This window comes from Pseudomonas gorinensis, from assembly GCF_042015035.1.
Classification (GTDB): Bacteria; Pseudomonadota; Gammaproteobacteria; order Pseudomonadales; family Pseudomonadaceae; genus Aquipseudomonas; species Aquipseudomonas gorinensis.
Genome location: NZ_CP167125.1, coordinates 687,356 through 705,159, shown reverse-complemented (window position 1 = coordinate 705,159; position 17,804 = coordinate 687,356). Strand labels below are relative to the sequence as shown.

The 17,804-nt window shown below is 57.1% G+C and carries 19 protein-coding genes; 14 read left to right on the top strand and 5 right to left on the bottom strand.

Annotation, left to right across the window (positions count from 1 at the left end):
• Positions 1-293: 293 nt before the first annotated feature.
• The 5 genes from AB7933_RS03150 to AB7933_RS03130 all read left to right on the top strand — a co-directional run bounded on the left by AB7933_RS03150 (position 294) and on the right by AB7933_RS03130 (position 3,792).
• Positions 294-602, top strand: a complete 309-nt coding sequence (locus AB7933_RS03150; protein ID WP_024072867.1) for a hypothetical protein — start codon at positions 294-296, stop codon at positions 600-602.
• Complete coding sequence (locus tag AB7933_RS03145) at positions 599-1,207, top strand: hypothetical protein (protein WP_024072866.1); 609 nt, start codon at positions 599-601, stop codon at positions 1,205-1,207. The genes AB7933_RS03150 and AB7933_RS03145 overlap by 4 nt, the downstream gene beginning before the upstream one ends.
• 105 nt (positions 1,208-1,312) lie before the next feature.
• Positions 1,313-1,693, top strand: a complete 381-nt coding sequence (locus AB7933_RS03140; RefSeq protein ID WP_024072865.1) for a hypothetical protein — start codon at positions 1,313-1,315, stop codon at positions 1,691-1,693.
• An 11-nt stretch (positions 1,694-1,704) separates the two neighbouring features.
• Entirely contained in the window at positions 1,705-2,307 is a 603-nt protein-coding gene (locus AB7933_RS03135; RefSeq protein WP_024072864.1) for a tail assembly protein, read from the top strand.
• Between the two features lie 720 nt (positions 2,308-3,027).
• The gene (locus AB7933_RS03130) at positions 3,028-3,792 is read left to right on the top strand and encodes a hypothetical protein (RefSeq protein WP_024072862.1); all 765 of its coding nucleotides are present in this window, start codon (positions 3,028-3,030) and stop codon (positions 3,790-3,792) included.
• 326 nt (positions 3,793-4,118) lie between these two features.
• Here the strand turns inward: AB7933_RS03130 and AB7933_RS03125 are convergent, their stop codons facing one another.
• Positions 4,119-4,421, bottom strand: coding sequence for a hypothetical protein (locus AB7933_RS03125; RefSeq protein ID WP_041160816.1), 303 nt, complete (start codon positions 4,419-4,421; stop codon positions 4,119-4,121).
• Between the two features lie 870 nt (positions 4,422-5,291).
• Here AB7933_RS03125 and AB7933_RS03120 point away from each other — a divergent pair.
• The 5 genes from AB7933_RS03120 (at position 5,292) to AB7933_RS03100 (ending at position 8,982) form a co-directional block, all read left to right on the top strand.
• Positions 5,292-5,516 (top strand): hypothetical protein, encoded by a 225-nt coding sequence (locus AB7933_RS03120; protein WP_024072860.1) that lies wholly within the window; start codon positions 5,292-5,294, stop codon positions 5,514-5,516.
• A gap of 707 nt (positions 5,517-6,223) precedes the next feature.
• The gene (locus AB7933_RS03115) at positions 6,224-6,826 is read left to right on the top strand and encodes a hypothetical protein (RefSeq protein WP_024072859.1); all 603 of its coding nucleotides are present in this window, start codon (positions 6,224-6,226) and stop codon (positions 6,824-6,826) included.
• 116 nt (positions 6,827-6,942) lie between these two features.
• A complete protein-coding gene (locus AB7933_RS03110; protein ID WP_024072858.1) occupies positions 6,943-7,143 on the top strand; it encodes a hypothetical protein in 201 nt (66 codons plus the stop codon).
• A gap of 353 nt (positions 7,144-7,496) precedes the next feature.
• Positions 7,497-8,780 carry a hypothetical protein gene (locus AB7933_RS03105; RefSeq protein ID WP_024072857.1) on the top strand — a complete coding sequence of 428 codons (1,284 nt, stop codon included), beginning with the start codon at positions 7,497-7,499 and terminating at the stop codon, positions 8,778-8,780.
• A 10-nt stretch (positions 8,781-8,790) separates the two neighbouring features.
• Entirely contained in the window at positions 8,791-8,982 is a 192-nt protein-coding gene (locus tag AB7933_RS03100) for a hypothetical protein (protein ID WP_024072856.1), read from the top strand.
• A gap of 426 nt (positions 8,983-9,408) precedes the next feature.
• Here AB7933_RS03100 and AB7933_RS03095 read toward each other — a convergent pair whose 3' ends face one another.
• The 3 genes from AB7933_RS03095 to AB7933_RS03085 form a co-directional block, all read right to left on the bottom strand.
• Positions 9,409-9,711 (bottom strand): hypothetical protein, encoded by a 303-nt coding sequence (locus AB7933_RS03095; RefSeq protein ID WP_223817908.1) that lies wholly within the window; start codon positions 9,709-9,711, stop codon positions 9,409-9,411.
• 114 nt (positions 9,712-9,825) lie between these two features.
• Positions 9,826-11,433: an ArnT family glycosyltransferase gene (locus tag AB7933_RS03090; RefSeq protein ID WP_024072854.1), complete on the bottom strand. Its 1,608-nt coding sequence runs from the start codon at positions 11,431-11,433 to the stop codon at positions 9,826-9,828.
• A gap of 86 nt (positions 11,434-11,519) precedes the next feature.
• Positions 11,520-12,485 carry an arsenic resistance protein gene (locus AB7933_RS03085; RefSeq protein ID WP_024072853.1) on the bottom strand — a complete coding sequence of 322 codons (966 nt, stop codon included), beginning with the start codon at positions 12,483-12,485 and terminating at the stop codon, positions 11,520-11,522.
• 140 nt (positions 12,486-12,625) lie between these two features.
• Here AB7933_RS03085 and AB7933_RS03080 point away from each other — a divergent pair, with 140 nt between their 5' ends.
• The gene (locus tag AB7933_RS03080; RefSeq protein ID WP_024072852.1) at positions 12,626-13,597 is read left to right on the top strand and encodes an alpha/beta fold hydrolase; all 972 of its coding nucleotides are present in this window, start codon (positions 12,626-12,628) and stop codon (positions 13,595-13,597) included.
• A 17-nt stretch (positions 13,598-13,614) separates the two neighbouring features.
• Positions 13,615-14,028, top strand: coding sequence for a hypothetical protein (locus AB7933_RS03075; RefSeq protein WP_024072851.1), 414 nt, complete (start codon positions 13,615-13,617; stop codon positions 14,026-14,028).
• A gap of 220 nt (positions 14,029-14,248) precedes the next feature.
• Here the strand turns inward: AB7933_RS03075 and gabP are convergent, their stop codons facing one another.
• Positions 14,249-15,640 (bottom strand): GABA permease, encoded by a 1,392-nt coding sequence (gene gabP, locus AB7933_RS03070; protein WP_024072850.1) that lies wholly within the window; start codon positions 15,638-15,640, stop codon positions 14,249-14,251.
• A gap of 554 nt (positions 15,641-16,194) precedes the next feature.
• Here gabP and AB7933_RS03065 point away from each other — a divergent pair.
• Positions 16,195-16,968, top strand: a complete 774-nt coding sequence (locus AB7933_RS03065) for an ABC transporter ATP-binding protein (RefSeq protein WP_024072849.1) — start codon at positions 16,195-16,197, stop codon at positions 16,966-16,968.
• Positions 16,969-16,981: 13 nt separating this feature from the next.
• Positions 16,982-17,734, top strand: a complete 753-nt coding sequence (locus AB7933_RS03060; protein WP_024072848.1) for an ABC transporter substrate-binding protein — start codon at positions 16,982-16,984, stop codon at positions 17,732-17,734.
• The last annotated feature ends 70 nt before the right edge of the window (positions 17,735-17,804 follow it).

Here is a 17,804-nt window from a genome sequence, read left to right as displayed (position 1 = left end):
TATAAACGTGGGGAACAGGGGGAACGGGGGAACAGCCAGTAAAACCGTGGGCTGTGGCCGCTCCCCCTTATTGAATGTATGGGGAACAGGGGGAACACAAACATGTTTTTGAATATAAGCGTGTCTGCGTTTCCGAGTATTTGGTTATCACTGTTCCCCACAAAAAAACGTGGGGAACAGAAACCCCCTCTGAAAGCCCCGGGAACATTGGCTGTTCCCACCGTTCCCCCGTTCCCCCGATTTTTTTCTAGAGACACATATGGGCGGTGGAGCAATCTGGCCGAGGTGACGCTATGAGTCTCCTTTCCGGCCTGCTCGATCACATGCCGCCTGCTATCGCCGGGCTCGACTCGCCAAAGGTGGATAGCCGGCCTCGCCCACGCCTGGTGCTGGCCAACCCTGTCGAACGCACTCCTCGGCTCATCACAAGCCCACACGCAAACGCCGCCACCGCCACGCCCGAATGGCGACAAGCCCGTGACCAGTACCTCAACCACATCATGGTTTGTCGGAGCTGCTACGCACCCACCGGCCGCCATTGCACGGCTGGCGCCCACCTGCGCACCAGCTACGACGCCACACCTATGGAGGCGCACCAATGAAGCCCAGCCTTATCACCCGCTTGTGCAACATCGGTTTGAAGCCAGGCATCAGCGCCGCCACGCAGCTCATCACCACCCGGCGAATCTGTCGCGCCATTACTGAACAGCTCGACGTTATCCGCAGTGAGCGGCGAGCCCTTCGCCGGCAGGCGAGCAAGTTGAAAGCATTCCTCCCCTTCACCCGGCAGGCCATTGCTGAATTGGAGGAGAGAGCCCAGGAACACCAAGAAGCCACCCGCAGCGGAGCGTGGAGCGCACTTGCGGGGTTTGGCCAATCACTGATGTTCGACCGTGAGGGGCTGGCGCAGGCGCTGGGATTCGACCAGGTGTGCGACCTTCTGGGCGTCAACCCAGTACATCGTCATCGGGCTATCGCAGACGGTGACACCAGCCTTCGCGGAGTGGCGTATCTATCCCAACTGGAGGACAGCGCCGACCGCAAAAGCGACGAATGGGGTGCCGGTGGACCGCTGTATCGCGCCTGCCACGCCGCCATGATCCGGTTCATCAGGGAATGCCCAGAAGACCAACTACCCGACCCATTCGCCCCTGGTGCGCCGTTCGGCCCAAAGCTGCCGCCAGTCCTGAGCATCGTCGGCAACTGACCATTTTCCGCGCCACGTTTTGCGAATCACGAAAACGTGGCGCGACACCGAGCAGCACCTCCGGGCACCTGCCCACGACCAGCGCCAGCGGCGCACAGAGGAAACATGACAGACCAAGACAGCAACACAGCGGGCCAGGCGCCCACGTACCGGGAGCGCTTTGCGGAGGCGTGCAAAACGATGGATTTTGCAGTCGCCCCAAACATGAATGGCGGCTACCTCGTCTGGGAAGTGCAACACGTCCGTGACGGGCAGAAGGTGACCATCGATGGACCGTTTTTCACAGAGGATGAAGGAAGGATCTCAGCCGACCTATTGCGCGGGACATTCCGCGGGGCTCGCGCTTACCAGGCGATTCATTGCTGGGCATGGAACCCAGACCCACGCCGCGAAGAGGCTATCCGTGACGACGCCATGGCATCCCGAATGATGCTCGCCATGCAGATCGGCGCCGAAGTACCAACCCACACCACCAATGCAAAGTAGGAGAAAAAACCATGGCCACATCACTGATCGAATACACCCCTGTCATCAACTTCAAGCTTCGCGGTGCCCTTCGCCAGTTCGGCAAGTCCTATCCATTGGCCGTGCGTACCCCAGCGGAAGCCGTCAAAGCCTTATGTGTTCAGATCCCTGGATTTGAGCGCTTCATATCGAACGCCAAGTCTCGAGGCTTGGAGTTCGCAGTGTTCCGAGACAAGCGGAACATTGGCGAGGCTGAATTGAATTACAGCGGCACCGGCGACATCACCATTGCACCAGTTATCACGGGCAGTAAGCGCGCAGGATCGCTTCAGACAATCGTCGGCGGGATACTTATTGCAGCGGCGTACGTGCTGTCTTTTACGCCGTTTGCGGCCGCGTCGCCTTTCCTGTATTCGGCAGGTACCGCAATGTCGATAGGTGGGATCATTCAAATGCTAAGCCCCCAGGCCGGCGGGCTAAAAACTAGTTCTGCGCCTGAGAACACTCCCGGCTACGCCTTCGGCAGTGCAAAAAACACAACGGCATCAGGCAACCCGGTCCCGCTATGTTGCGGACATCGCCGATGGGGCGGCGCAATCATTAGCGCTGCTATTTATGCGGAGGACCAAATGTAGGGACGATGGTAAATTGCCTTTTTCAACGGAGGACGATGTATGCGCAGGATAGCCACAACAGCACTATTTGCCGCCATTGTGGCCGGCTGTGCCACTTCCCCGGTGCCAACGAAAACCGCTGTTGCGGTACCTCCTGAAAGGGTTCTCGCCTATCAGACGAATTCGCCAGGTACTGGCACATTGTCGGTGACCCGAGACTCTGGCCATACGGGAAGTCTTTGCTCGGTGGGCTTTTTCGTAGACGGAAAAGTGGCCGCATTACTCAAGCCTGGAGAAAGGGTGTCCCTCCACGTCCCTGCTGGCTCGGTCGTAGTCGGTGCGGCATACCAAGGAAGCGGCATCTGCGGGATGGGTGCGGAAAGGCAAGAGCGAGAGGCAATCGTCACGGACGGAAAGGTGAAAAACTACCGCGTATCAACAAGCGGTGACGGTGTTTTAGACATTCTCCCTACCACGCTGTAACGAAAAGATAGGGCCGCCTACCGGCGGCTTTGTCACGCTTTGAGACAGACGATATGGTCTCACTCAGACCAAATCGTCTGTTTCACCGTCCTGCTGGTAACCACTCTGGTAACCACCAAAAGTAACCAATGGCGCCACCCACATGGTCCGGATTTCACTGTAGCTTGTCGTACAAAGCTCGACGTCTGACCCGTTGACCCTATTGATTCAAATTGAACGAATGAAGATTCGGATGCGACATCACTAACGGACATACAAATGAGAATCCCTGAAAGTCTCAAAGAAATGGAAAATCTCACAGAGTTGAGAAAAAGTGAGATAGCAAAGATGTTTTCACCTCACTTAAAATCACTCGACAACTATAAAATATTGATTATAAAACTAGTGCAAATAATTGGTGCTTACAAGCCATCTGGGGGCGTCGACATAGCGGTCAGAAACTTTATTGCTGACACTTATGACTTGTTGGATGGAGCCGTAGCCGTCATTAAATTGGGCCTGCCAAATGCGGCGGCACCGCTAATCAGGCGAATATATGAAAACGTATCTCTAATGAATGCTTTCATAATCGACAAAAAGCTGTACGACAAATGGTTTCGCGGCCAAGAGGTCGTAAACAAAGAGGTGCGAAAAGTGCTGAACACATCTCCCGCCGGAGAGGCGCTGGAACGCACCCAAGCTCTTTACTATCAGCTCTCGGACAAGGCACATCCCAGTAGAATCGCAATCAGCGATCGATTCCTTGGAGCTGGGAACCCATTCACTCTCGGGCCAGTCATGACTCCAAGCGTAGCGCTTGTAAGCGATACACTAGTACGGCTACTTTCTCTAGTGTTCTGGTTTACTGCGTGCGCTGCATTATATTACAAGCCGGTAATTTCGAGCCGCCATTCACACTTCATAAAGCTCTATGAAACGACATCAACTCACGCCCTGGATATAAATGAAAAGTTAGCGGGCAAACTTGACCAACTTTATGAAGAGGAAGACTTCACAGACATTGAACGAAACCCTCCAGCTTAACTTAACCAAGGTCAATACTCGAATCGATATTAGGCTTTATATGGTTCTGGTGCTCACTCGATGTCAGGTTTTGTCAGGCTATCGCCTTGCAAAAAGTTAAGTTTTGTTAAGTCGCCAGCACTGACCAGATCGCGCGGTATCCACTCCGGTATCCAGGGCTTGGCGTTCATCCACGCCGGAGCCAGGGGTGACCAAGCGCGGTGACCACCATCAGTGACCAATTTGCAGAACAGCCCCACGGAATGCTGGCGCCCAGTTCCGGAGGCGTGTTTCGCGCAGTTCGTCGCGCACCTGGTGCAAACGCGCGGCCACGCTCAGTTGTCGCTTCACCTGAAAAAGTTGATTACGAACAAAATCAGTATGGCCACGAGAAGCACTTTGATATGGCGAAGGGAACGAGCGATCTCCGGTAGGGTGTTTTGCGGTCCACTCAGCAAGTAACTGCAGAGATCCTCATAGCGCCGCTTTTGACCTGCTTCCAACTCATCCACTTGGTCGACGAGACGCTCAGTCGCGAGCGCCATGCCTTTCACCCCCTCTTCTATCGAAAAGAGGGCATCGGCATGCATCAGAGGGTCGCGGAGATTGCTCTCACGCAACCTTGTCAGTGTGTCCTGATTACTTTCCATAGGTTCGGCGTCCGCATTCTGGCTTAAGCTCAAGATCCTAGCTTATTGTCCATCGTTGTAGCGCGGGCACCTTCGTCGTGATCTGTATAAAATCAGGTTAATCATCAGCGCCAGCAATGAATCTCCTATTTAAATGCGCAGTAACTGCGCAAATTGCGCACTGCTATTACGCATTCTGAGCGCGTACCGGCGCCTAGTTCGCGTAGAGGTTCGCACTTCTGGTTCGCATCCTCTTACGCGAACCTGGTGCGAACCCGGCCGCCAGCCTGTTATCAAAAGTTGTGGTTGCCAGGCGCTGGTTTCCACTGTGGTTTCCAGGGTTTTGCAGTGGTTTCCACTGGCAACCTGGCCAGGCCCAAACCAAACCCACGGCACGAGCTCGACTGGCCGGCGCGCACGATCCGCGCCAGCATTGAGTGTTGAATTCAACTCACCGTGTAGATCCCAACACGCTGGCGCCGACTATTACTTTGACCACACTTTGACGGAATGCGAGACAGGCATCAGACCAAAACCGCGCCGGGTGGGCGTCTGAGGCTTATCGCGTGGCCAGCCCGTCAAACAAGCGCACCGTGGCCGCTGATACCCCTGACAGACCCCAGACGGATACGGCGCTTTCGGCCCGCCTACTTTTACCTGGCCTTTACCGAATCGCTGGCGAATGTGAGACAGGCATGAGACGGATTCGGCGGGCGTGGCCGCCTGAGAACACGCATCGCCCAATGCGGGCGGGGGTCACGCATTAGATGCGGGGAAATCCCGTATCACATCGCCAGGCCAATTTGCCGCCGGCAGACGCAAACCATGTAAAGGTGATTCCGGGCATTCACGGCGCCGGTGCTACGCTCTCTCGAAACACGGAGAGTCGCCATGACGGATACCAAGCTGATCGCCAGCCTGTTCGATCGCCTCAATCAAAACCAGCTCGCACTGGGCGCCGCAGTGGAGGAGCTTTCCCACTGGATCGAACAGCGCGGATCGGCAGACATTGCCAACAACGTTCGCGGCGCGCTAGAAACGCTCGATGAGAACCTGGCGTTCATTCGCCAGGGTATTGCTGAGCTGACTGTCGCCGGCAGTCTGGGGCAGTCGTGAGGAGGCAAATAATTCTGGACAGTTCTGGACGGATCGCGGCGCGGCACGCAACCTGATTCAGGCCGGGAGCCCCAGCGATGAAGGGCTCCGACAGATCGGCGTAGCAGTCCAGATACCCACCACGTCCAGAATTTTGGGCATACCCGCGGCGGGCGGTTCCGAGAGCCGAATCCTTGACCAGCCTTGACGAAATTCTTGACAGGTCTTGACGGATTTATCTGGCGCCACCAGCAGCAGGATCGCTTAAAGCCAAGCGTGGCAGGGCTTTGCGGGCATTCTCGCAGCTTGGCCATCACCAGCCTCGTCAAGAACTCTAGAAGTACCCGTCAAGGTAGCTGCTCGATCAATATCAAGGCCCTGCTGGCGGGATGGGGGGGGGTGAAATACCGGGCCAGACAAATCCTTAGCGCGTCAGGTAATACTAGACAGGCACTTGACGGATGTTCATCGGAAAGTGGCGCTTAATTCGTCCGCAGACTAAGCGCTGTGAGGCTCTCAGCGTGAAAGGAAAAGTGATCGAGCCAGATGCTTGTCAAGAGTTTGCGAAGGTCTTCGGCGACCTGACAGTAAGCTGGAGCACATAGTGATAATTTCGCAAACCAATCTCAAATGCGCTCGGTGCTGGCGCCAGGTAATTCAACGTGGCATAAGCTTCGAATGAAGCTCACAAATGTGACGCCCCGCATAAACAAGCACCGGTGCTAAACATGGACGAAAAAGAACGCTTCAGCTTTTACGAAAAAATCTATTTTTACGAAATGGATAGGAAAGAAAAGCTGATTTCTCGATTAAACCTGCCGCTGGCAATGATGGTTGCAGTGGCTTCCTTTCTCTCTTATATGCTTAACAAGGCGCCTACGACTCAGGACGGCCCATCTGGTGTTTTTTTCTGGATCTTTTATTTGTTCACTATCTTGCTGCTTCTCTGTGGCGCGCGTTACTTCTGGTCGTCGTGGCAGCTGAAGGATTACGACAAAGGCCTGCCTACGCTGATTGAGCTCGAGAAGTACCGTGAATCTTCAAATCTTCACTTCAAAACCTATGGGAAGAATCCAGATGACGGTGATACCTACTTTAGGCTGGTAATTCAGAACTATTACATTGAAGGGGCTGCCACCAATACGGCCAACAACGATAAGCGGACCGAGTACCTTGGCTCCCTCGCTTCGTATGTGACACTGACTATCATCCTGGCGCTGTGCTCCTTTCTCCCCTTTTACATCCACCACCACCCCGAGGTCAGTCCAAATGAGCGATCAGAAACCACCGCCACCGCCACCGCCGCCACCAATGAGATTTGTGAAAAATAACGAAGACGCTAAACGTCCGCCTCCGCCGCCCCCAACAAAGAAAGGTTAATCCCGCCAACGATGGGGTAGGAGTTGGCTACCCCATACCACTGCCCCGTAAATCGAGGGATTAGTCGATGTCCGTTATTGACTGTGATTATCTACCCGCCGACAAGGTGGTGTTTCCGCCGGAGCTGGCGCTGCTGATCGTCAGGAAGGCCAGCGCAATGGCGGCAGCATTCGAGGAGCAAGCGCTCGACCAGCTTACCAAGGACGCCCGGCGCGCCCTGTCGCGGGGAGCTGAGCTAAGGCGAGTCATCAGGGAAATGCGCTTGTAGCCACGAGAGTGAACTGCCGGGATCTCGCTGGCTTTTCCGGCACCTGCCATACCGAAATGGGAGCCCAGGTTAATTACAGAGAATCCTGAACACCTCCCTTTCGCGAAACACCCCATGAATGACCGCTACCCTGATCCGGGGTAGTGTCCGTCCGCAGAAATCGAGGCAAGGGCAGCCTGTGTTGCAAGCCCCCCGAGGCGAAATTACCTACTATTGGAAGATCTTTCGACAAAGTAATCGCAATGCTCAGTGTTAGCTAAGCTGTTTGCACCAGCCCTGCTCGCTATTACCAATAGCCCTAAAGGCTGGCATATATAGCCATCCGTGACGTCAAGAATAATCAGGGACAGAGAATGACAGCCGAAATCGCAATCATGAACCGTACCGCTGTCGTATTAGCTGCAGATAGTGCCGTTACCGTCACCTCGTGGAAGGACGGTAGACAGGAGCGCAGGTATTTTAAGGGAGCCAACAAGCTATACGAGCTTGCTCGATCCGGCCCCGTAGGCTTAATGATTTACGGTTCTGCTGGGCTGCAAGGTGTTCCCTGGGAGCTGCCAATCAAAGCTTTCCGAGAGTCGCTCGGAAAGGAACAGTACGACAATCTCAAAACTTATCCCGAGCGTTTTTTTGAGTTCATTCAGCACAATGACAAGTTTTTCTCCGATGAGGCGAAGGACAAGGCGCTAGTCAGCCTAATCGGAGCAGCTCACTTTCGTCTTCAGATGCTGGTCGCCAATCACGCGGGGGTTGAGGATATTGAGGGGCTCGCTGAAAAAAGTAATGCTGAAATTGAAACGGCGCTGACGCTCACAGAGGAAGAAATCGACGCTCTGCCGCTTCCGGATCTCTTAACTGAAGCAGATATTGCCAATGCCACTGCCAAAACTTCGGCTGTACTCACAGAGGAGGCGCCGACGTCAGTTCTGTTATTTATACAGTCAGACTCACGCGGATACCTCATCCCTCGTTTCATCGTTGCGCTGGTGAAGCTAGCCGTCAAAGAGTTTCTCAATTTCGCCGACGAAACAGGTGTGGTAGTCGCAGGCTACGGCAAGGAGGAATATTTCCCTTCGCTCGAAGTCTATGTTTGCTACGGGCTGTTGGGTGATCGGCTGATATTCAAGCGAAATGAGCCAAGGGTGATGGACGCGAATTCGCCCGCCGTCATCCAGCCGTTTGCTACAACGCATATGATCGATACGTTTCGAATGGGGGTCGCACCAGACGTTTTGGGCAATACCTACGGCTCGACTCAACAGGCGCTTACCGACTTGGGTAGGCGAGTGATCGCAGAATGCGGGGCCCAGAGCCCGCTTACAGAGGAGCGACTCGCGGAACTAGTAGGTGCTGCCCACCAAGAGCATACAGACAGGTGGTATCAGGAAATCAGAAACCAGCATGTATTTCCTCTGTCCAATATTATACATTCGCTTCCTTTGCCAGACATGGCGGCCTTGGCAAAAAGCCTGATTGAGCTAGAGTCACTCAAGGAAAGGGTTACGAAACCTAGCGAATCGGTGTCAGGCCCCATAGATGTTGCAGTGATTAGCAAGCATGATGGGTTTGTGTGGATAGATCGGAAGCATTATTTCCGGCCTGAATTGAATCCCCGTTTTTTCAACCGAGCAGATTAAGGAGCCTGATATGACCTTCTCAACAGAACGCTTAGCGGATTCTGATACTTCGGCAGTAGCCAGAAGCGCAATGAGCCTTGAGAACCAGCAAGTGCGCCCTGCTCGCGAGCCAAAGGATTTGAACCAGTACGATGCAATGATTCGTCGCCTGGATCAAAAGCCAAGTGTTCACGAGATCTTGACTGCGTTTTCTCCGGTGTAAACGTCGGAAACTTTTCGTACAAGAAGCCCGGCCAAGTGCCGGGCTTTTTTCATTCTGGCTAAAGATCCTTTCGGCTTCCCTCAACTGCTCGATAGACCGTAGCTGCTCGCTGGTTACCGTTCGTCGGAGCTAACCAGCTAGTCCCGTGTTTTGATTTTTCCCGACACCGACTCGTTCAAAAGCGAGCGGAATTGTAAAAAGTGAGTAGATTTGTGAGTAGATACGGAATTAACCACGATATAAACCCTTTAAAATCAACAAGTAATTCAAACTGTTCGATTCCGTCTCTGGCACCACTATTAAGTTTCAGGTGGTGCAACTATCATCTGGAACACACAAAAAACCCGCCTGGTGCGGGTTTTTTGTTGCCTTGGATTTAGCGCCTTGATCAAGGGCGATTCAACATCGCCCCTGCCACTCGGTCACTCAACGCCGATCCCACATCAGCGTCACCACCGCCGCCCTCTCTTGGTCCGACACCTGGAAGCCGCGCTCCTCGACCCGATTTAACCAGTCCTGCGCCGACAACTTCTCGCCAAAGCGCACCAGGCGCCCGTAGCGCTTGAACACGCCCTGCAACATGATAATCATCGAGGGGTAACTGCAGCCGCCGTCGAAACAGATGCTCAGCAAGCCAAGCCGCGAGCGGCCGATCACGTGACCGCCACCCGCGAGGGAGGTCGCACCGGGTGATTGAGCGCCGGGCCGCTTGAAGTCCATTTCCATCATTTCCTTGATCCGCACGTTACAACGATTACAAAAACGGTAAAGCCAGATAGGCGTTATATGACCCGCCGGTCATTTACCCGGCAAACATACACCAACACGCTCTAAATCGCCTGTTCACTTGAGCAGAAACACCAGCAACGGGTTGTCGTTCAAGCGCCCGTTGTACATCGGAGTCAAATGCTCCACTGGCGTTCCCTGCAGCAGCGCGGTTTCCTTACGCGCCACTATCACCCACGCCGGCCGAGGCAGTTCGCCCAACCGTTCCATCTCATTGCGCCCAACGAACAGCGGTTGCTCGTCGTGGTCCAGGTTCATCATGTAGCGCACCGCCCAGGTGTCCCGACCGAGATTGACGAACACCAATGGCCCAGGCTCCGTCGCACGCAGCGCTTCCACCTGGCTGACAAACTGCCGGGTGTCGAACTGCAGGTCCTTGGCCGGCTCCACCACCGTCACCAGCAACAACCACTGCGCCGCGAGTGCAATCGCACTGAGCAGCACCAGTCGCGCGCTGCGACGCCAGGCAAGCAACGCCGCCAACTGCAACAGCACCAGGGCGCCAATCAGCAGAGGCAACGAAACGTTAGGCCAGTAACCGTGTTTCTGCCACCCATAGCGACACACAAACACCACAACCCCACCCAACGCCGGCAGCGCCACGACGAGCCCTTCGTAGCATCGACGTATGCCCGCAAACCAGCCCTGCGCGTGAAGCAGCCCATAGGCCGCGACAGCGGCGAACATTGGCACCATGGGCAGGATGTAATAGGCGCGCTTGAAGTGCGGCACCGACAGCCCGAGCAAAATCATCAGGCCGCAGGCCGCAAGCCGTATCGCCAGTTGCACATTCTCATCGCATTGGCGCTGCGCCCAGCGATGTCGCAACGCAACCATCGTGGCCAACGCCAGGGGCACCACGGGGAAGTAGCGGTACAAACTCAACTGGAAATAGAAATAGAACGGCTCACCGGTTTCGTCGAGGCGCCCACCGACCTGCATCCTGAACACTTCATCGGCAAAGGCATCGCCACCGCTGATCCGCGCCAGCTTCATCAGCAACCACCAGCACGGCGCCAACAGCACCAGGCCAACCATACCGTGCACCAGCACCTGCCTGACCCGCTCGCCGGGACGGCCCAACGCCCAATACACGCAGACCACGCCGCAGACCTCGATCAACCCCAAGGGCCCGCGAATCGCAAAGCCCAGGACGAACAGCGGGAACACCGCCAATTGCCTGAGGCGCGAACCGAGGCGTTCACCACTGTGCAGCAGATAGAAACTGCCGACGCACAGCAGCGCCACCATCTGGTCCAGGCAGACCGACCGCGACTTTTCCAGCAGCTGAGTGGTGAGCAAGGTCAGCAGCACCGTGAGCAGCGCCCAGTTGCGGCCGTAAGGCACCAGCAAGCGATAGATCAGGGCAACCACACCCGCCGAGGCCAGCGCCGTGGGCAGGACATTTGCCAGATGGTTCGGCGCGTCGAACAAGCGCGCAAATACAAAACTGAAGAATGTCGCGGTACCAGGGTAGTCGGCGTAGGGCTGCCCATAGGTCGTAGGGAAAAGACTCGCGCCATGGCGAAACATCTCCTGCAGGAACAACGCCCAGCGCCCATCAAAACCCTGGGGCTGCTGATCCCAGATACCCAGGGTGAACAGCAACAAAGCCATCAGAAAAATGCCCAGGGACTCCAGGCGAAAGCGGTAGCGTTGATCCATCGGTTGACCTGTCAGGTAGGGAGCGCGGGCCTATGGTGCCGAACCCGCCCCTGAATAGCGCCTGAACAACCTGAAGATTGCCGCTTCTAGCGACTCGCAGGCCACACCCACTTCGGGATCAGCCGGACGTAGACCAACTCACCCACCAGCTCCACCAGGGTCTGCAGGATCACCACGGTCGCCGCCACCCCACGCACGTCTTCCGGCAGTGCCAGCGCCAAGGGCAGCACCACCAGCGAGTTGCGTGTCGATGCACTGAACGTCACCGCCCGCGCCGTGACCGCTGGCAACGCGAACAACCGCGCGGCCAACGCCCCCATCAGCGGCGCCAGCAGCAAAAAGCCGATATACACCGGCAGTACCGGGAGCAGCAGGTTGATATCCCGCACCACCGAGGTGATTTGCGAGGCGATCACCACGAACAACACCAGCGCCATCGCCGGCACCGGCAACCACGCCCAGGCATTGCTCCAAGCGTTGACCAGCGATGATCGCCGCGCCAGGGAGGTGGTGATCACCGCCAGGATCATCGGCACCACGATCAACAACAGGAACGCCTCGACAAACGGCCCTGCCTGCACCACCACGTCGGCCTGCGCCCCCAGCATAAAGCCCAGGTACACCGGCAATAGCACCAACTGCAACAGCAACAGCAACGGCGTCGCCGCCAGCATCAAGCGTGAATCGCCCTTACCGATATGGGTAAACACCACCACGTAGTCGATACACGGCGTCAGCAACACCAGCAATGCGCCCACCTGCAACGCCGGGCGCTCCACCAGGCCACGGGTCAACCCCCACACCAGCAACGGCACGAGGACGAAATTGGCCAGCAGCAACGCCGCCAGAAAGCGCTTGTGACCCAGGCTCTGGCGCAGATCCAGAAACGGGATTTGCAGGAACATCGCATACATCAGCACCGCGATGGCGGGCGTGACCAGCGCGCCAAGGCCATGGGCCAACGAAGGCGCGAGCAGGCCGAAAGCGGCAGCCAGCAGGACGGCGGCGAAGTAGACCGGGACCTGATTGTGCTCGAGGGTGTCGCGGGTCATGAAAACACTCAGTGTAAATCGCAAAGGCGTGAGCCTATGCTTCTACTGGCGCGAGGTCGAGGGAAGAGGCGTTGTACTGCTCAATGCAATCAATAATTTCGGTACTAAAAAACAATAATCCAGGCAGGGGCTTTGAAACGATGAACTTGAATGACGCCTCTTTAATAGAACGTGCAACTACACCCAGAAATAGCCAACGCGAATCCTTCAAAGAATCCGCCGCCGACGGCTACCCCCTCGCAGGCTCCACCTGGCGCCACCCGCGTACCGATCTCGAACGACCGGTCGTCATCATCAATGCCGCCACCTCCGTACGTTGCCGCCACTACTCACGTTTCGCCGATTACCTGTTCGCCAACGGCTTCGACGTGATCACCTACGACTATCGCGGCATCGGCGAGTCCCGCCTCGGTTCGTTGCGCGGTTTCAAGGCGTCGTGGTCGGATTGGGGCACGCGGGATTTCGAAGCGATCCTGCGGCGGGCACAGCGCGAGTTTCCAGGCCAACCGATTGATGTGGTCGGCCACAGCTTTGGTGGCTGTGCGGCGGGGTTGGCTGCATCCGGCGCGGTGATCCGGCGAATCGTCACCGTGGGCGCGCAGTTCGCCTACTGGCGCGATTACGCAGCCGCCGGGCGCTGGCAGATGTTTGCCAAGTGGCATGTGGTGATGCCGCTGGTGACGGCACTCTGTGGGTATTTCCCCGGCAAGCGGTTGGGCTGGCTGGAGGATACGCCAGCAGGCGTGGTGCGCGACTGGAGCACGCCAACGCCCAGGTATGAGACGCGGCCCAGCGGGCGTGCCCTGGCCGACTTGCCATTCAGTCGAGTGAAGGCGCAGATATTGGCGATCAGCATCACTGACGACCCGTTCGGCACCGTGCCAGCGATTGAGCGCTTGCTGGGCTATTTCGCAAACAGTGAGCGCACCCATCTGCGCATCGCTCCACAAGACATCGGCGAAAAACAGGTCGGGCATTTCGCGTTCTTTCGCAGCGAGTATCAGGACCGATTGTGGCCGATCGCATTGGCCTGGCTTCAAAACGGCCAATTAGCGCCAGATACCCTTGGGATTTCCCCCAACCTGCGCTTCAATACCCCACCCAGATCCTGACCCAAGGACGTGAGCCCATGGCCTCGCCGAACAAGCAGCAAAAACGTGCCCACCGGGCCAAGGCCAAGGCCAAGCAGAACCGTACCCAGCGTGCCGTCGCGACCAAGCCGGATGCGTTTGCCGGGGATGATGACCGGATTGACCTTGAGTCGGTGGATTTGACCGAGCTGTTCGTGGCGATGCGTACCGCCGGCGAGACCAGCCAGCAGGCACTGTGTGCGGTGTTCCTGGCCCACCCACTGCTCGCACTGGTGCTGGAACAGGAAGGCGAAGAAGAAGCCACCGACTTTATCCTGGCGGCACTGATCGAGTATCGGCAGTGGGCCACGGACAGCGAGGATGAAGCTGCCGCCCTGGCGTGGATCGAGTCGCCGCAGTTCCAGGCCGACTATGTGGCCGCCTCCCAGGCCCTCACCAACGCCCAAGACTGACGCCAAACAACATGTGGGAGGGGGCTTGCTCGCCTTCTGTAGGAGCGAGCTTGCTCGCGAAAAACTCACAGGCGCCGCGTTGATTCAGGAAACACGCGTTATCGTTGAGGTTTTTCGCGAGCAAGCTCGCTCCTACAAAAAAGCCTTAACTGGCTGGCATTCGGGCAAGCCCCCTCCCACATCTGAACTGCGGCGCAATCAAGCACCGCATTCCATCACATCAATTCAACACCACCGCGCCGACTCTCTGCGCCTTGCGACGGCTCGACACCAACAACCCCGCCGCCACTACCAGCAAGCTCAAGACCCCAGTCGCAATGATTTCCACGCGATGGGCCTCTTGGAACAGCATGATGGTCAGCGTGCCCACGATGAACACCATCACCGCGTAGGTCAGGCCCGGGAACAGCCACATCTTGAAGACGATCTTCTCGCCCGCCGCCGTGCGCTTCTGGCGCATGCGCAGTTGCGACACCGCGATCACCAGGTACACCAGCAGCGCGATGGCGCCGGAACTGGCCAGCAGGAATTCGAACACTGCCGCTGGGGCCACGTAGTTGGCGAACACCGCCAGGAACGCTGCGCCCGTGGACAGCATCACCGCCCAGTAAGGCGTACCGCTTTTGTTGGTGCGCTTGGACACAGCCGGTGCATCACCACGACGCCCCAGGGAGAACAGCATGCGCGAGGCGGTGTACAACGCCGAGTTCAGGCAGCTGGTCACGGCGACCAATACCACCAGGTCGACGATCAGCTTGGCATTCGGGATGCCCATGCGCTCCAGCACGGTCTGGTAGGAACCTACGGCCGCCAGGCTCGGATCATTCCAAGGCACCAGGGAAACCACGATGAAGATCGACAGCAGGTAGAACAAACCAATCCGCCAGATCACCGAGTTGGTGGCCTTGGTGATTTGCTGGCCTGGGTTCTTCGATTCAGCCGCCGCAATGGTGACGATCTCGGTGCCCATGAAGGAGAACATGGTGGTCAGGATCGCCGCCAATACCGCGCCCATGCCATTGGGCATGAAGCCCTGGGTATCGAACAGGTGGGACACGCCGCTGACCTGGCTGGTCGGCAAAAAGCCGAAGATCGCGGCCAGGCCGAGAATCACAAAGCCCACGATCGCCACGACTTTGATCAACGCGAACCAGAACTCGAACTCGCCGTAGTGCTTCACGCTGAACAGGTTGGTCGCCGTCAGCAGCAAGGTAATGATCAGGGTAAACGCCCAGATGGCCACGTTAGGGAACCAGGCGTTGAGAATGGTGGCGGCGGCGTTGGCTTCCAAAGGAATCACCAAGACCCAGAACCACCAGTACAGCCAGCCAATGGTGAAACCGGCCCAATGACCGATTGCCCGGTCGGCGTAGGTGGAGAACGAACCGGTGTCCGGTGACGCCACGGCCATCTCGGCCAGCATGCGCATGACCAGCACCACCAGCGTACCGGCAGCGGCGTAGGCCAGCAGCACCGCAGGGCCGGCGGCAGCTATCGCGTGGCCGGAGCCGACAAACAAACCGGCGCCAATAACGCCGGCAATCGACAACATCGTGACGTGACGCGGTTTGAGCCCCTGTTCGAGGTCATTGGAGCTTTGCGTACTACTCATTGACACACCTTTGCGAGGAATTGCGAAAACGGTTCGCCCGGTCTGCAGTCTTTCTTGTGAAAAGAAACCAACAAGGCGTTCTTTATTTTTTACGCAAGATTTGCGCCAAAATGTTACAAAGCCGCAATTGACGCGGGCTGTAGGACAATTCATTAACCGTTGCAAGTCATTGAGAATGCTGGCATTCCGCTACAGCGTTACCGAGCGACCCACTTTCCAGAGCAGAGCGTGCACCACAAACACACACGTAAAGTCCGCGACGCTCCATAAAAGTGCCATCAGGCGCCGTTTACCCGGTTAACCCTTCCAACACCCGGCCAAAGCTGGCACCATCGCGCCCTTTTTACGTAAAGCCTGTGGATTTTCGGGATCAAACGGTTGTTCGGTTGTTGATGGCGCGACACGCTGCTGTGCCGATGCGACACCCTGCCGCAGAGCCCCGGTTAACCGTCCGCAGCGCTGTTGGCTGTCATCCAGACGCTATGCTAGCTTGGCGCCTCGCCAGGAAGGCGGCCCAACAGCGTCGAACGCAATGAACACAATGAGGACCGCACATGGCTGAGGCCACGCCCGCGCTTGAAATCCGCAACTTGCATAAACGCTATGGTGAGCTGGAGGTACTCAAAGGTATCTCGCTGACCGCTCGCGACGGCGATGTGATCTCGATCCTGGGTTCCTCCGGTTCCGGCAAGTCCACGTTCCTGCGCTGCATCAACCTGCTGGAGAACCCGCACCAGGGGCAGATCCTGGTGGCTGGCGAAGAGCTCAAGCTCAAGGCCGCGAAAAACGGCGAGCTGATGGCCGCCGACGGCAAGCAGATCAACCGCCTGCGCAGCGAAATCGGTTTTGTGTTTCAAAACTTTAACCTGTGGCCACACATGAGCATCCTCGACAACATCATCGAGGCCCCTCGCCGTGTGCTCGGCCAGAGCAAGGCCGAAGCCATCGAAGTCGCCGAAGCCCTGCTGGCCAAGGTCGGCATCGGTGACAAACGCCACGCCTACCCCGCGCAACTGTCCGGCGGCCAGCAACAACGGGCGGCCATCGCCCGCACCCTGGCCATGCAGCCCAAGGTCATCCTGTTCGATGAGCCCACGTCGGCCCTTGACCCGGAAATGGTCCAGGAAGTACTTAATGTGATCCGCGCGCTGGCCGAAGAGGGCCGCACCATGCTGCTGGTCACCCATGAAATGGGCTTTGCCCGCCAGGTGTCCAGTGAAGTGGTATTCCTGCACCAGGGCCTGGTCGAAGAGCAAGGATCGCCACAGCAGGTGTTTGATAACCCGCTTTCGGCGCGCTGCAAACAATTCATGTCCAGCAACCGTTAACGGAGCAACCTGCATGCAGAACTATAAAAAATTCCTTCTGGCCGCGGCCGTTTCGATGGCGTTCAGCGCCACGGCCATGGCAGAAACCTTGAAAATGGGGATCGAAGCGGCCTACCCGCCGTTCAACAATAAAGACGCCAGCGGCAACGTCGTGGGCTTCGACAAAGACATCGGCGATGCCCTGTGCGCCAAGATGAAAGTCGAGAAGTGCGAAGTGTATGTCTCCGACTGGGACGGCATCATCCCGGCCCTGAACGCCAAGAAATTCGACTTCCTGGTGTCCTCGCTGTCGATCACCGATGAACGCAAGCAGGCCGTCGACTTCACCGACCCGTACTACTCCAACAAGCTGCAGTTCATTGCTCCTAAAGCCACGGCAGACTTCAAGACCGACGCGGCCTACCTCAAAGGCAAGATCATCGGCGCACAACGCGCGACGTTGGCCGGTAGCTACCTGGAAGACAAGCTGCCTGACACCACCGCCAAGCTCTACGACACCCAGGAAAACGCCTACCTCGACCTGACCTCCGGCCGCCTGGACGGGATCCTCGCCGACAAGTACGTGCAGTACGAATGGCTCAAGAGCAAAGACGGTTCGGCCTATGAGTTCAAGGGCGACCCGGTTGTAGAAAGCGACAAGATCGGTATCGCCGTACGCAAGGGTGACCCACTGCGCGAACGCCTGAACAAAGCCCTGGCAGAGATCAAGGCAGACGGCACCTACAAGAAGATCAACGACAAGTACTTCCCGTTCAGCATCGAATGATCTGATCGGCCTGCCCGGCGCGCGCCTTTGAGCGCGCCGGCTTTCAGCTTTGCCTGCCGCGATATGAAAA

Excerpts from the sequence above, each read along its gene's own strand:
- AB7933_RS03150 (WP_024072867.1), top strand. The coding sequence starts at position 294 with ATGAGTCTCCTTTCCGGCCTGCTCGATCACATGCCGCCTGCTATCGCC.
- AB7933_RS03145 (WP_024072866.1), top strand. The coding sequence starts at position 599 with ATGAAGCCCAGCCTTATCACCCGCTTGTGCAACATCGGTTTGAAGCCA.
- AB7933_RS03140 (WP_024072865.1), top strand. The coding sequence starts at position 1,313 with ATGACAGACCAAGACAGCAACACAGCGGGCCAGGCGCCCACGTACCGG.
- AB7933_RS03135 (WP_024072864.1), top strand. The coding sequence starts at position 1,705 with ATGGCCACATCACTGATCGAATACACCCCTGTCATCAACTTCAAGCTT.
- AB7933_RS03130 (WP_024072862.1), top strand. The coding sequence starts at position 3,028 with ATGAGAATCCCTGAAAGTCTCAAAGAAATGGAAAATCTCACAGAGTTG.
- AB7933_RS03125 (WP_041160816.1), bottom strand. The coding sequence starts at position 4,421 with ATGGAAAGTAATCAGGACACACTGACAAGGTTGCGTGAGAGCAATCTC.
- AB7933_RS03120 (WP_024072860.1), top strand. The coding sequence starts at position 5,292 with ATGACGGATACCAAGCTGATCGCCAGCCTGTTCGATCGCCTCAATCAA.
- AB7933_RS03115 (WP_024072859.1), top strand. The coding sequence starts at position 6,224 with ATGGACGAAAAAGAACGCTTCAGCTTTTACGAAAAAATCTATTTTTAC.
- AB7933_RS03110 (WP_024072858.1), top strand. The coding sequence starts at position 6,943 with ATGTCCGTTATTGACTGTGATTATCTACCCGCCGACAAGGTGGTGTTT.
- AB7933_RS03105 (WP_024072857.1), top strand. The coding sequence starts at position 7,497 with ATGACAGCCGAAATCGCAATCATGAACCGTACCGCTGTCGTATTAGCT.
- AB7933_RS03100 (WP_024072856.1), top strand. The coding sequence starts at position 8,791 with ATGACCTTCTCAACAGAACGCTTAGCGGATTCTGATACTTCGGCAGTA.
- AB7933_RS03095 (WP_223817908.1), bottom strand. The coding sequence starts at position 9,711 with ATGATGGAAATGGACTTCAAGCGGCCCGGCGCTCAATCACCCGGTGCG.
- AB7933_RS03090 (WP_024072854.1), bottom strand. The coding sequence starts at position 11,433 with ATGGATCAACGCTACCGCTTTCGCCTGGAGTCCCTGGGCATTTTTCTG.
- AB7933_RS03085 (WP_024072853.1), bottom strand. The coding sequence starts at position 12,485 with ATGACCCGCGACACCCTCGAGCACAATCAGGTCCCGGTCTACTTCGCC.
- AB7933_RS03080 (WP_024072852.1), top strand. The coding sequence starts at position 12,626 with ATGAACTTGAATGACGCCTCTTTAATAGAACGTGCAACTACACCCAGA.
- AB7933_RS03075 (WP_024072851.1), top strand. The coding sequence starts at position 13,615 with ATGGCCTCGCCGAACAAGCAGCAAAAACGTGCCCACCGGGCCAAGGCC.
- gabP (WP_024072850.1), bottom strand. The coding sequence starts at position 15,640 with ATGAGTAGTACGCAAAGCTCCAATGACCTCGAACAGGGGCTCAAACCG.
- AB7933_RS03065 (WP_024072849.1), top strand. The coding sequence starts at position 16,195 with ATGGCTGAGGCCACGCCCGCGCTTGAAATCCGCAACTTGCATAAACGC.
- AB7933_RS03060 (WP_024072848.1), top strand. The coding sequence starts at position 16,982 with ATGCAGAACTATAAAAAATTCCTTCTGGCCGCGGCCGTTTCGATGGCG.